Source organism: Providencia alcalifaciens DSM 30120 (genome assembly GCF_000173415.1).
In the GTDB taxonomy this organism is placed as follows: Bacteria; Pseudomonadota; Gammaproteobacteria; order Enterobacterales; family Enterobacteriaceae; genus Providencia; species Providencia alcalifaciens.
Genome location: NZ_ABXW01000053.1, coordinates 51,101 through 64,624, shown reverse-complemented (window position 1 = coordinate 64,624; position 13,524 = coordinate 51,101). Strand labels below are relative to the sequence as shown.

Sequence of the window (13,524 nt, the reverse complement as noted above, 5' to 3'; positions counted from 1 at the left end):
TGGCTAGCGTCAGGCTGCCACACGACCTCAATAAGAGAAATCATCGGTGAGTTTATCAAATATCACACTGCCAGAACGGCTACAGCATGCGCTTGATCAATGGGAAATGTTAGAGGAACAGCACCTCTACTTTGCACCCATTCGTCATCATAGCCCTGCCTGTGCATACAGCGTACTCACTTTAATCGAGCAGGTTAAACCTGACTATGTGTTGATAGAAGGACCCGACAGTTTTAATCCATTAATTGCGGGTCTACTGGATGGAGATACACGACCACCGGTGGCTATCATGGGGCAAACCGCAGTAAAAGGCGCACCCGAGCAATGCGATGAAAGTGACGCTGTCACGCAATCTGCGTATTTTCCATTCTGTGAATACTCACCAGAATGGCAAGCGTTACATATTGGGCAGCAGCACCAAGCTCAATTACGTTTTATCGACTTGCCATGGACTGCGCAGGTGGAATGCGATCATGAAAGTGAAAACCCGCATCATAGCCTGCAACGGGAACGTTATCTTGCGCATAGCCTGTTTATTGCGCAGCTTGCTAAAAAATGCGGATGCCGTGATCACGATGAGCTTTGGGAGCATCTGTTTGAATTACGCCCGTTGGCGTCAGTAGCGAATTGGTCCGGTTTTTTTCGTGATAGCTTTGTTTGGTGTGCTTTGGCTCGTTTAGATTATGAACCTGAAGTGTTAGTGTCTGAAGGATCAACACAGCGTGAAGCCCATATGCAAGCACATATTCAGACGATCAAAGCAGCGGAGCCGAATGCTAAAATTGTCGTGGTGACTGGCGGATTTCATACTCTAGCGTTGATCGAGGGGCTTGGAAAAACGGCTGACCATCAATTTGAGCTATCAACAGAACAACAAAAGCAATTTACTGCACAGCAAAAGCTGGCTGAGCGGGACAGTGCATGGCTTATCCGCTATAGCTTTGACCGACTTGATGCGTTGAATGGCTACGCGTCAGGCATGCCATCCCCTGCATTTTATCAAAAAGTGTGGGAAGGGTTGCTTACTGAACGTGCCGCCCAATCAGAGCAAAAAATCGCGGCAACGGCGGCGTATCGCAATCAGTTGGGTATTCAATTTTTGGCTTACGTGGCAGAAGTCCTGCGCGAAAAACAATTTGATGCCGCCCCTGGATTTTTATCCGTCAAATTAGCGGCAGAGCAGAGTCTTCGATTAGCCGCTTTTCGAGGTCATACAGGGGCGGGACGCTATGATCTGTTAGATGGACTCCAAAGTGCCTTTATCAAAGGCAGTTTAGATGAAAGCCAAGATGAACTTTGGCAGCAAATCAAAACCTGCTTTTCCGGTTTCACATTAGGGCAAATACCCAAAGGAACACTCTCACCGCCGTTGGTTTCTGAGACATATTCACGGGCGAAAGCGCTTCGTTTCAAACTGGATGATACGTTAGCCAAAACCAGTCGTTTGGATGTTTATCGCAATAAGCAACATCGCTTGCGCAGCCGTTTTCTACATCTTCTGACATTTTTAGAGATCCATTTCGCTAAACCCATTTCAGGTCCCAATTTCCTGTCGGGTAACCAGATGGACTTATTATTTGAAGAGTGGCAATACGCGTGGACGCCTAATGTAGAAGGTGAGCTGATTGCGCTTTCAGAGAAAGGGACGCAATTGAAGTCCATTGCATTAAATAAAATTCTGGCGATGGAAAAACAGTTAGAAGAGCAAGGCGTTAGTCGCTCTAGCCAAAGTGCAGTGACATTGCTGATGCAGGCGGCATTGATTGGGCTTCATCAGCGCATTCCAACATTGTTCATGTTGCTCGATAGTTATATTCAGCAAGATAATAAATTTGAGTCGCTGGTCGCATGCGGTCATAAACTAGTGCACTTATGGCGCGGACGTGGTTTTTTCGATCTGGCAGAAGACTCAGGCATCAAAGAGCGTATTAATAGGGTAGTTCAGCAGATATTTTTCTGTTTGGATCAAGTTTCTCAAGGGGATGAACAGCAACAGGAACACTATTTTGATGCATTGCTTTCTTGTCGTGAATTGATCACGTTTATTCCCGAAATTAGCCCAGAAACCAATTATAGCGCTGAGTTTTATGCGCAATTAAACCGGCTTGATGGACGTTTGAATCATACGCCACTGATTAAAGGTGCCGTGGATGCCATTCGTTATCTGGGGGGAAAAATTGATGAATCGGTTCTTATTAATGAAATCCAACGTACCTTCAGTTTAGGTAGTGATCCTGAGCTGGCAATTGGCTATTTCATCGGGATTATGCGTACGGCACCGGAATTAGTGGTTCGTTTACCTCTGCTGATTGAGCAACTGAATGAACTGCTTAATGGGTGGGATGACACACGATTCATTCAGGTATTACCCGATCTACGTTTTGCATTTAGCCAATTAACCCCTAAGCAAAATGCGCAAATGGCGCGAGTTGTGGCACAAAAATTGTCATTAGAAACTCAAGATTTGACGCTTCATCAAACACAATTTAACCAGCAAGAGTTACTCCAAGCTATGGAATTAGAACAAAAAATTCAGCATCAACTTACACAGCAAGGGGTCATTGGATGGTTTGATGAATTTACGGAGGGACAATCTCATGGATAAGCCACAAGCAAAAGAGACTGCATTAACGGAAGAAGAGTACCAACTGGCTAAGCGTTGGCGTTTGATATTAGGGCAATATGCGGATAATGCATTGGGGCAAGCTGCATTAAATGCGGATGAACTTAAAATTGAGCGCTCTTTGGACTTTTTATATCGCCGAGAATATCAGCGCCGTGGGTTGCGCCAAGAAGGTGGTCGTCATGGTTCACTCGATGCTTCGCAGCTAACTGCGGTTAATTGGTTGAACCAAGCGCGGAAATTGTTTCCTAATAGTACATTTGAAAGAATGCAATCCCAAGCGTTAGAACGCTACGAGATCAGCAGCTTATTAAAAAGCCCGCAGGCACTTAATGCGATGGAACCGACAAAAGCGTTGGCTAAATCATTGTTAAGCTTACGCGGTAAAATGAGTGAAGAGACGAGAGATGCTGTCAAAAATATTATTCGCAAAGTCGTGGATGATATTTTAAGCCAGATGCGTCATCAATTCCGCCAAGCCCTAACGGGACGCCGTAATCGTTTTAAACGTTCTTTGATCCCCAATAGCCGCAATTTTGATTGGCGAGCGACAATTGCGGCGAATTTAAAGAATTACGACCAACAAAATCAACGATTGGTGATAAAAACACCGTATTTTAACGCCCGCCAGCAACAACATTTACCGTGGGATGTGATTTTGTGTGTTGACCAAAGTGGTTCAATGGCAAGCTCAATTATGTATGCGGCGGTGTGTGCCAGTATTTTAGCGGCATTACCAACTGTTCGAGTTTCCTTGATTGTCTTTGACACTCAAGTGGTTGATTTGAGCCATTTGGCGCATGATCCAGTTGAGGTATTAATGACTGTGCAGTTAGGGGGAGGAACGGATATTGCCAAAGCGATGCACTATTGTGAAAGTTTGATCCGCAACCCAAAACGTACGGTTATTTCGTTGATCAGTGATTTCGAAGAAGGTGGTGCGCTGAACCATCTACTCAATTGCACGGAGCGTTTGCATAGCCAGCAGGTCAAATTGTTGGGATTGGCAGCGTTAGATGATGAGGCATTGCCAGTTTATGATACTGAAATTGCGCAGAAGCTGGCGGATAGGGGCATGAGTGTGGCGGCATTAACGCCGGAGCATTTCGCTCATTGGTTAGCTGAGGTGATGCAATGAGTTGGAAAACCGTTTATCTACACTATGATGATGACGCATTGGCGGTATTTGCGAATGTCGGATTATTGCGCCGTGCCCGCAAAGATCTGGAAAATGACAAAGTCTCACCCATTTGTTTAGCGGATGGAACTTTTACCAGTGATGGGCAGCAAGTCACATTAGATCCTCAAGGTGTGCAAAAAGCCCATTGCGATTGTTCAGCGGCGGGGTGCTGTAAGCATATCCTTGCAGCCGTGCTTTGGGTTCAATCATACGAGAGTCAGCAATCAATTGATTCTACAGAGAATAACATCAACTCTATTGACATCGAGCCTCTCTTACCAGAGCTATTAGCGTTAGATCCTATTGTATTGATAAAGCAAAACAGTAAGGCAGATTGTCGTTTAGCAGTGAAGATCTTGCAGGATTGGCAAGATCACACAGTGATCGTCGACGACCAATCTAATCAGTTGAAAATAACATTACCTCAATATGAAGAGCCGATTATTTATATTCGTGGTAATGGCTTTCAGGGAATGCTTTCTTCATTACCTGAGAAACAACAAAAAGCACTGCATTTGGCTGCAATTGCCAAGGTATTTGTACAGCAGAATCAACGCTGGATTTGGCCAGATGATTTGATGCCGAGCCATGAAGCGACACTAACATTAAGTGATGATGAGCATACGGTGATCGCCACGATTCAACATTTCATTCAGGATATGCTGCGCCAAGGTCTTTCCCATATTAGCCAGAGTAGTGCGGCACAATTACATTTACTCAATATGTCGGCGCGTGCAGAAGGTTTACCTCGCTTAGCGAATTATTTAAAGCGTTTAAGCTATCAAGTGAGATTATTGGCACTGCGTCATTTCACGATGGATGAAGGGCAAGTATTGAGATTTATTGCGCAAATTCGCAGTTATCTCTATCAATTAACCCATGCAAATGATGAGCAAATGCCTAGGTTACGCGCCTTTGGCCGCCGTCAATATGATACTAAAACCGACATACTCACGTTAATACCTATCAATGCCGAATGGTGGCAGACTCAAAGTGGAGCACTTGGCGGAACATTTAGCTTTTGGGATAGCCAAGAGAAAAAAGTCGTTCAATGTAGTCAGGCACGTGCAAATACCCTTGACTCAAGCTTTACCCGCCAGAGTGTTTGGCAGACTTTAGCCATTTGGAAACAAACGGCGGATAACCTAATGCGCAGTGGTTTTGTGTTGCATAATCCGCGTTTGTCCGATGAAGGCAAGCTTGCGGCTAATGGGGATAGCTATGCGGTGAATATAGAGCCGCGTATGACAGATGATGCTTATCTATCACTAAAAAACACGCTGGGCTTTGATGATTGGAAAGCGGCAGCAACCTTTTTGAGTAAACGGGAGGAGGATGCTCAATTTGAGCCTGTCGTGTTGCATATTGAAAGCTATGAACCGTTGCACTGGAATGAGATTGAACAATGTGTGATTTGGGAAGTGAAGGATACAAATCAAAATCGGGCATTTTTACGGTTAAACTGGCAAGGTATTGAAAATAATAAAATTGATGAATTACGTTTTATCACACAAAAGAATTGGGATATCCGTGCAGTTACCGTACAAGTCGATATTTATCAGCAGCAATTACACCTGATACCCAAGACACTTTGGTTAAAAAGAGAGTTAGGCATTGAGCTGTTTTACCTCGATTTTGAATCAGTCCCGCGCCAAAAACAGTCATCTAAATTTATGACTGCTATTCGCGAGTATATGGCGAAAAAACAGCAAGATAATGCGGTATTTGTGCCAAAACCTCTGTTGGCGCAGCAAATCACTCGCCCCATTTTTTCTATTCTTGAAGCACAAAGTTGTACTGGGCGTACACAATTATCTGTCAGCCAACGTGAAGAGTTAAGCTTTGTGGCTAATACATTGCAGGATTTAGGTATGTTGTGGTTTGCAAAACAGCTGATGCACTACCTAAAGCAGGAGAATCAGACGGCAGATAATCTCCTGCGACTGGTTTATCTTTGTGATCAATTTGAACGTTCGCAAATGCTTATGCCGTTTGAATTTAATCATTAATGGTATGGCGGGGAAAGGGAATTCCCCATCATCCATAGACTATGTTTCTAGGGCATTTAAAAAGGTGCGTAATAATTGATTCAATGCCTGCTGCTCGTCATGAGAAAGTGATGCGACCAAACGAGATTGGTTTTCGGTATGTGCAGTCACGACACGGTTGATCAACTCGAGTCCTTCCTCCGTTAAACTCACTAAAAAGCCTCTCCCATCATCAGGATTAACATGACGAACAACATACCCCGCTTTTTCGAGCTGATCGATGCGATTAGTCATGGTGCCAGATGTGACCATTAATGTTGCCAGCATGTCACTGGGCGTTAAGGTATAAGGGGCGCCTGCTCGCCGCAGGGTAGCAAGTACGTCAAAACTTGATCGATTTAGACCAAATTGCGTAAACACCTTTTCCATTTCACGGGTGAGGTGGTGGGCGACGTTACCTAAGCGACCAATCAGCCCCATGGCGCTGATATCAAGGTCTGGGCGTTCTCGTTCCCATTGTTGAGTGATTTTATCTATTCTATCCATCGGTAAATCATACAATAAACTATCTTGACGTCAAACTAATTTGAATTTATCTTGACCTCAAGATAAATCAATTAGAGTGTAAACATGAATAGATATTGGATTCTATTTTTAACTGCGCTGGCGCCAATTGTATGGGGAAGTACCTACTTAGTGACCACTGAAATGCTGCCTGCGGGTATGCCTCTGACATTAGCCATGCTCCGTGCTTTACCCGCAGGATTGTTACTTTTACTATTTTTACGCAAATTGCCTCAGGGGATTTGGTGGGGACGAGTATTTATTCTTGGCATTTTAAATTTTTCGCTATTTTGGTGGCTGTTGTTTATCTCCGCATACCGTTTACCCGGTGGCGTAGCGGCAACGGTGGGTGCGATACAACCGTTGATTGTCTTGTTTCTGAGTCGATGGTTATTAAATAGCCCATTATCTCGCCTTTCTATTTTTGCGGCGTTGAGTGGTATTTTGGGGGTAGCAATTTTATTACTGACGCCAAGTGCCGCATTAGATGCTACGGGAATTATTGCAGGACTTGGTGGTGCACTTTCGATGGCGGCGGGAACGGTATTAAGTCGTTACTGGCAGCCACCCGTTTCGGCATTAACTTTTACCTCGTGGCAATTAACTGCCGGAGGGGTAGTTTTACTGCCATTCGCATTGCTTCTTGAGCCTGCATTGCCATCGTTGAGTGTCTTAAATATTGTCGGGTTGAGCTATTTAACGCTGATTGGTGGCGCACTGACGTATGCATTATGGTTCAGAGGACTCGCCATTTTAGGTCCGAGTTCTGTGGCATCATTGGGCTTTTTAAGTCCGATGAGCGCAGTGATTCTGGGGTGGTTATGGCTTGATCAACAGTTGAGTCCATTGCAGTTACTGGGAATGTTAGTGATTTTACTCAGTGTATGGGGGAGCCAAAGAGTGGAGAGCAAATTAGCCTTGAAAAGGCGACAGCAAGAGGTTTAAATAGAAAAGCGCCGAATAGGCGCTCATTTCTGATACGTGGTGATTATGCTATTTCCAGATGAAGACAATACGATCGACATTGCCTCAGATGCTTACCTTCTTAAAGGTTTTCTGCTTGGGCAAGGGGAACAAATACTCGCTGAATTATCGGCGGTGATATCCCAAGCACCTCTACGTCATATGGAAACACCCAGTGGCTATGCCATGTCAGTCGCGATGACCAATTGTGGAGATTGGGGCTGGGTGGCTGATCATCATGGTTACCGTTATTCTTCGATTGACCCGAACACTCAACAAGCATGGCCGCAAATGCCTGCATTATTTAAACAATTATCGATAAATGCCGCTGAAAAAGCAGGTTTCGTTGGTTTTGCCCCCGATGCCTGCTTAATAAATCGTTATGGAGTAGGTGCGAAAATGTCGTTGCATCAAGATAAAGATGAAGCCGATTTTTCTCAACCCATTGTCTCTTTTTCATTAGGGTTACCGGCGATATTTGATTTTGGCGGCTCAACGAGAGAGCATCCTCGTAAATCCATTGAATTGGAACATGGCGATGTATTCGTTTGGGGGGGACGTTCACGACTGAATTACCATGGTGTACGCCACATTAAATCAGGGGTTCATCCTCAATTCGGCGCGTATCGATTTAACCTCACATTTCGTCGTTCACAATCAGCAAAGTAATGCGATATCGATCCCCGATAAAATATCATTGAATATTGAATAATATACGCATATAACTGTTGGCTTGTTTTTAACACAACACGAGTTAACGGTAGGTTGCCAATGTACAGTTTTATTAACGATTATAATGAAATAGCGCACCCAGCAGTGATGGAAGAACTCAATAGTTTAGTGGGTAAGCGTTTTGAAGGGTATGGTACCGACACGTTATGCGCCAGTGTGGCTGAGCAAGTAAAACAGCGTATTGGTCGTCCAGATGCAGATATTCATTTCTTTAATGGTGGAACGATCACCAATTTAACGGCTATCTCCCATGTATTAAGACCGCATCAGGCAGCTATTGCTGTGGATTCGGGGCATATCGCCGTACATGAAACGGGTGCGATTGAAGCAACAGGACATAAGGTATTCACGGTACCTTCAGCGTCCGGTAAGTTGACACCCGCATTGATTAAACAAGTATTAGCGCACCACACTGATGAGCATTGTGTACAGCCAAAATTGGTATATATCAGTAACTCGACAGAGATTGGAACGGTTTATCGCAAAGATGAACTGATTGCACTGCGCCAGATTTGTGATGAACAGGGTTTATGGCTCTTTATGGATGGCGCGCGTTTGGCATCAGGATTAATGTCTCATGCAAGTGATGTCACCATTGAGGATCTGGCTCAATTGACCGATATTTTTTATATTGGCGGCACTAAAATTGGCGCATTAACTGGCGAAATTTTAGTGATTCTAAACCCAAGCTTAAAATCTGATTTTCGCTTTAGCATCAAGCAAAAAGGTGGGTTACAGGCTAAAGGTTGGTTACTTGCAGCGCAATTTAACGCCCTGCTTAAAGATGATCTTTATTTTAAATTGGGTAAACATTTAAATGAGATGGCAATGCACTTAGCGGCATTCTTTACTCAGCAAGGTTTTGAATTCTTAGCGCCAGTTGAATCGAACCAAGTGTTTGTCGTATTACCGGACGATTTAGCGAAAAAACTGCTCACTCACTATGTATTAAGTAGTATGCCGGCACCGGAAGCGGGTAAAACGTGTGTGCGTTTATGTACTTCGTGGTCAACAAGCGAGCAAGATGTTGAGGCGTTTATTCGCGTATTCAAATCACTGCGTTAATTAAGTTAGTGTAAGCCCTGTGATTAGGGCTTACTTTCCAGCTTTCATGCTATCATCCTCAGCTTTAACGCTAAGCAGTGAGTTCCTTCTCAATTTTCATCACTGCTATAGATGTGTGGCAACAAATTTTTAGATACATAGGTTATAAGTTAATGATGGTAATTTGGGTTGATGCGGATGCTTGTCCGAAAGTAATTAAAGAAGTGTTATATCGAGCAGCAGATAGAGAGAAAGTGCAAATTACGTTTGTGGCCAATCAGCGCTTGTCCGTTCCGCCTTCACCATTTTTAAAAACGTTACAAGTACCTGCGGGCTTTGATGTTGCGGATAATGAAATTGTTTTACGAGCGCAAGCGGGGGATTTAATTATTACCGCGGATATCCCATTGGCAGCAGAAGTGATGGAAAAAGGGGCTGTTGCGTTAAATCCACGAGGTGAACGTTACAGTGAGGCAACCATTCGTGAGCGTTTAACCATCCGAGATTTTATGGATACGATGCGAGCAAGTGGTGTGCAAACAGGAGGCCCCGCGAGTTTAAATCAGCGAGATCGTCAACAATTTGCTAATGAATTGGATAAGTGGTTACTGCAACGCAGAAAATCGTTGGCATAGTTGTTTTTGGGGAGCACATTTTTCGCTTAGGATGGATTTTCAATAACCTGACATAGATTGCACTACGGTGAGTTATCTGTGTCTATAATAAAAAAATCCTCCTCAAATGTGAGACACCATGATGGATCCACTGCACAGTATTGTGATTACGCTGTTTTTATTTGTTCTGACTTTTTTTAATCCCGGAGCTAACTTATTCACCGTCGTCCAAACGACGTTAAGTTCAGGTAAGAAAGCCGGATTAATATGCGGTTATGGTGTTGTCTTAGGGGATGCGATTTATTCAGGATTAGGGTTATTTGGGCTGGTGGCTTTAATGACCCAATTTGAATCGTTATTTTCTCTGATTAAGATTTTAGGTGGTTTATACCTACTGTATTACGCGATCAGTGTTTTTCGAAATAAAACGCAACTGTCTCTTGCAACTGAAAATAAAACTGAAATTTTTCCGACAGGGGTTTATTTCCGTAGAGGATTAATTGCTGATCTATCTAACCCGCAAACCGTTTTATTTTTTATGAGTATTTTCTCTACGACGATTTCACCGTCAACACCGCTTTGGGCTAAACTTTTGATTTGGTTTGGAATTGTTTTGGCATCTCTTATTTGGCGTATTATATTGTGCCAGACATTCTCATTATCCTCTGTTAGACGTACTTATTCCCGTATTCATAAAGTTATTGGTAAAGGGGTGGGATTGATTATAAGCGGATTAGCTTCTAAATTGATTTACCAAGGTGTTACTGAGCTTGTCTTTAAAAAATAGACTCATTGGAAGATCAAGCATAGGAATAGGGTTTTGTTAATTGGCTATATCATCAATATTCCGTGACGGTGTCATGTTTTTCGATGATATAGCCGAGGTTTGGCTTAGTAAGGAAGTAATTTTGCCCCTTTCTGTGATGGGACTTCTTTTAATGTAACATGATACATATTTTTCGCTGAATTTCGGGTTAAATCGGTCACCGTAAAATTTGCGAATGGAGAATAAAGCATCTCACTCTCATTATCCTTAAAGCCAAATCCATTAGAAACATAAATCCCGTCTCCACTATTACCCATGACAGTAAACATGACTTTTACCTTATCAAGGCTACGCTGAGCGAAGTCTTCAGCGATAGCTAATCTTGAAGAGGTGGAGAAAAACTGCCCTGGTTGATAAACCGTTTTATTATCGTGATTTTTATCAGCATTAAAATGCTCTATTAATGTCTGGATCCCTCGACTCGTCATTCCTTGCCCACGATACGTTGTCGTATTTGTACTTGTTGGGGTATACCAGTTATTTGCAGCAGTTGTGACCAGTGTTGTCAGTCCCTTGGCATAAGAGTTTAAGTCAGATTTGTAATGTTTATTGCCTTTGCTAAAAATATTATCGCCATGAACACGCTCATATTCTGCGATGATGTCACTACCTTTTAAGCTTGCGCTTCGAGTGGATGAACCATAAAGATGTCTCGCTTGCGCATTAATCGCCTTACAGCCAGCATTACTTTGGTAAATCAATGCAAAATTTCTACAATCTTTTTTGCGTTGTTCTGCAATTTTTTGGGCTTCGACTTCTTGTGATTTAATATCTTCTAATTGTTTTGTAATTGGCTTCCGTTCATCTCTAACTTTATTGAGAGCATCTTCTTTAATGCTCATGTCATTTAGTAATGAATCACATTGTTTGAGACTCTCTTCCGATTTTTGATGGTAATACATCATGCCTTCAATGACTGTCACGCTACTCTTTGAAGGCTCTATTTTACCAGCCGCAGCCTGCAGCTCTAATTTATAACGGCTGCCAAACAAGAACTGTTTAAGAAAATTGCTACTTGGTTGCTTTCGAAACGTGTTGTTTTTGAAACGGATCAGACTGTTACCGCCCACGTCATTGCATATAATTTTCAATTTCTTATAAATTTGTCTTTCATTCAAAAACTTATTTTCGCTTACTTTATACCGTGATTCATAGTTATCCAGTGTACGCTCGATTTTTATAATCTGGTCGGTGAGCGTTTTTTGTTTCTCAATAAGTGCTTGCTTAGAAAGTATAGGTGTATGTTGAGTTGATTGAGTACTAATAGTAGACATTGTTTTCTTCCAAAGTTAATTATATGTGTTGATACATTCATAGCTAACATACCAAACGGTTATTAAGTAACTTGCAAAAAGCAATGTTATGCATGGAAAATCACCAATATCTAAAAAAATGGCGAAGGTTATTTATATGATGGAGGGGGGCATTCCTCGTTGGCGGTCAGTTTGACCCATTCAGAGACTTCGTCATATGTCCCTTTGAATACCACTCGATCCAATTTTTTACTCAATTGATAACGATACATCGGGTCATAATATTCATGGAGAAGTGGGGTTAGCCACGAAAAATGGACATCTGTTTTTTCGGTTTGGCGCTGAGCGATTAAAGCTCCATCGAGTAATTTTGTTAGCTCAATGGCTCGTTGGGAGCCTAAACGTTTGCGTATCGCATACAATCCATGATGTAAATATTCACTGTAGGCAATCCAACCTTGTTCTTCACCGAATGCAGCCCAAAAATCATGGGTCATTCGGTCAAAGTATTCTTCTTTTAACCTTTCAAGGCGTCGCTCAAAAGGATCCTCAACGACAGCGATGGTTGCGGTTTCCATTGCTCGACGTAGTGAATCAGGCAGGCTGTTAACACCAATCGCACGACCTTCATCTTCTACTATCCATCGGTTATGCTTGGGGGCTTTTTTTAACATAGAAACCGCTAGATGGTTCTCGAACGTGGCTTGTGAAAACTGGGTTTCTAATGTACGACCAAAAGAGGAGCCGCGATGATGAGCAATACCTTCGAGATCAATTCCATTATCGAAGCTTTGGACCAATAATGTTTTTCCATTCCCCGTACAGCCACCAATTAATAGTATTGGGCGCAGTGCTAATTCATCAATGGCATCAAGGGTGGTTTGGCGCAAATTTTTATACCCTCCATTGATGAGTGGGTAGTCTATACCGGCGTCTTTTAGCCATTGTTGGGCTATATGCGAACGCATTCCACCACGAGCACAACAAAGATAGCCCTCAGGGTGTTGTTGGCACATTGTTTTCCAAGCATTAATTCGATTTTCTCGCACTTCTCCAGACACTAATTGATGACCTAACTCGACGGCTTTTTTTGAGCCTTTTTGTTTATAGCACGTACCTACAGCAGCACGTTCCTCGTCATTCATTAACGGTAAATTGAGTGCAGATGGCATGGCACCTTGTTGAAACTCAATAGGAGCACGAACATCAATAATTGGGGTGTCAGAAGCGAGGATCTGGCGAATTTCAAGAGTGGATAGCGCTAATTCCATAATAAATAAAATGATTCATATCAATTCAGATTTCAATGAAGGCTACTATACTCCTAAATAGGCAGGATGGCACCTTATCTGGGACGAAAAGAGAATGGAGTGCTATATTGAAAGTCGTCTTTCAACTTTCGAAGGGGTAATGACATGAAAATACTAACGCTGCAAGAAATGACTGAAACTCAAAAAATGCGGGTGAGACAACGGTTAGCTCAAGAGCGTAAAAGTGTAGGGCGTGATTTAACCAATTCAGAAGAGAACAAAGTCAGAAAACAGATCATTACTGAAATATCAGCTGAAGTTGAAAAAGAAGTGAAAGCAAAAAGAACCCAAAAGAAAAAAGAACGTGTAAGTGAAAGTTCTGCGACATACAACTGGTCATCGAATAACCATACTCGAGGTCATCGCTAGCAAAATTTTAGTATTCCATCCCATATTCACTCGATGAGCACTTACTGGTAAGTGCTTT

The 13,524-nt window shown here is 42.7% G+C and carries 12 protein-coding genes; 9 read left to right on the top strand and 3 right to left on the bottom strand.

The features are described from left to right. Positions 1-46: 46 nt before the first annotated feature. Genes PROVALCAL_RS13340 through PROVALCAL_RS13330 form a run of 3 tightly spaced genes read left to right on the top strand, consistent with a single transcriptional unit; the run spans position 47 to position 5,812 of the window. The gene (locus PROVALCAL_RS13340) at positions 47-2,605 is read left to right on the top strand and encodes a DUF5682 family protein (RefSeq protein WP_006659818.1); all 2,559 of its coding nucleotides are present in this window, start codon (positions 47-49) and stop codon (positions 2,603-2,605) included. After that, positions 2,598-3,761 carry a VWA domain-containing protein gene (locus PROVALCAL_RS13335; RefSeq protein WP_006659817.1) on the top strand — a complete coding sequence of 388 codons (1,164 nt, stop codon included), beginning with the start codon at positions 2,598-2,600 and terminating at the stop codon, positions 3,759-3,761. The genes PROVALCAL_RS13340 and PROVALCAL_RS13335 overlap by 8 nt, the downstream gene beginning before the upstream one ends. Next, the gene (locus PROVALCAL_RS13330; protein ID WP_006659816.1) at positions 3,758-5,812 is read left to right on the top strand and encodes an SWIM zinc finger family protein; all 2,055 of its coding nucleotides are present in this window, start codon (positions 3,758-3,760) and stop codon (positions 5,810-5,812) included. The genes PROVALCAL_RS13335 and PROVALCAL_RS13330 overlap by 4 nt, the downstream gene beginning before the upstream one ends. Positions 5,813-5,851: 39 nt before the next feature. Here PROVALCAL_RS13330 and PROVALCAL_RS13325 read toward each other — a convergent pair whose 3' ends face one another. Then, positions 5,852-6,337: a MarR family winged helix-turn-helix transcriptional regulator gene (locus tag PROVALCAL_RS13325; RefSeq protein ID WP_006659815.1), complete on the bottom strand. Its 486-nt coding sequence runs from the start codon at positions 6,335-6,337 to the stop codon at positions 5,852-5,854. Between the two features lie 84 nt (positions 6,338-6,421). Between PROVALCAL_RS13325 and PROVALCAL_RS13320 the strand changes: the two genes are divergently transcribed. From PROVALCAL_RS13320 to PROVALCAL_RS13300, 5 genes are all read left to right on the top strand, one after another. Then, complete coding sequence (locus PROVALCAL_RS13320) at positions 6,422-7,300, top strand: EamA family transporter (protein WP_006659814.1); 879 nt, start codon at positions 6,422-6,424, stop codon at positions 7,298-7,300. Positions 7,301-7,345: 45 nt separating this feature from the next. Next, positions 7,346-7,987, top strand: a complete 642-nt coding sequence (gene alkB / locus PROVALCAL_RS13315; RefSeq protein WP_006659813.1) for a DNA oxidative demethylase AlkB — start codon at positions 7,346-7,348, stop codon at positions 7,985-7,987. A gap of 102 nt (positions 7,988-8,089) precedes the next feature. Beyond that, positions 8,090-9,115, top strand: coding sequence for a threonine aldolase family protein (locus PROVALCAL_RS13310; RefSeq protein ID WP_006659812.1), 1,026 nt, complete (start codon positions 8,090-8,092; stop codon positions 9,113-9,115). A gap of 155 nt (positions 9,116-9,270) precedes the next feature. Then, complete coding sequence (locus tag PROVALCAL_RS13305) at positions 9,271-9,729, top strand: YaiI/YqxD family protein (protein WP_006661738.1); 459 nt, start codon at positions 9,271-9,273, stop codon at positions 9,727-9,729. 121 nt (positions 9,730-9,850) lie between these two features. Then, positions 9,851-10,495, top strand: a complete 645-nt coding sequence (locus PROVALCAL_RS13300; protein WP_039862128.1) for a LysE family transporter — start codon at positions 9,851-9,853, stop codon at positions 10,493-10,495. 104 nt (positions 10,496-10,599) lie between these two features. Here the strand turns inward: PROVALCAL_RS13300 and PROVALCAL_RS13295 are convergent, their stop codons facing one another. Together PROVALCAL_RS13295 and mnmH are read right to left on the bottom strand one after the other, a co-directional pair. Continuing rightward, positions 10,600-11,808, bottom strand: coding sequence for an ADP-ribosyltransferase family protein (locus PROVALCAL_RS13295; RefSeq protein WP_006659809.1), 1,209 nt, complete (start codon positions 11,806-11,808; stop codon positions 10,600-10,602). A gap of 128 nt (positions 11,809-11,936) precedes the next feature. Further along, the gene (gene mnmH, locus PROVALCAL_RS13290) at positions 11,937-13,058 is read right to left on the bottom strand and encodes a tRNA 2-selenouridine(34) synthase MnmH (RefSeq protein ID WP_006659808.1); all 1,122 of its coding nucleotides are present in this window, start codon (positions 13,056-13,058) and stop codon (positions 11,937-11,939) included. Between the two features lie 144 nt (positions 13,059-13,202). On the opposite strand from mnmH, the gene PROVALCAL_RS13285 reads away from it, so the two are divergent. Further along, positions 13,203-13,466, top strand: coding sequence for a YjbD family protein (locus PROVALCAL_RS13285; protein ID WP_006659807.1), 264 nt, complete (start codon positions 13,203-13,205; stop codon positions 13,464-13,466). Positions 13,467-13,524: the final 58 nt, after the last annotated feature.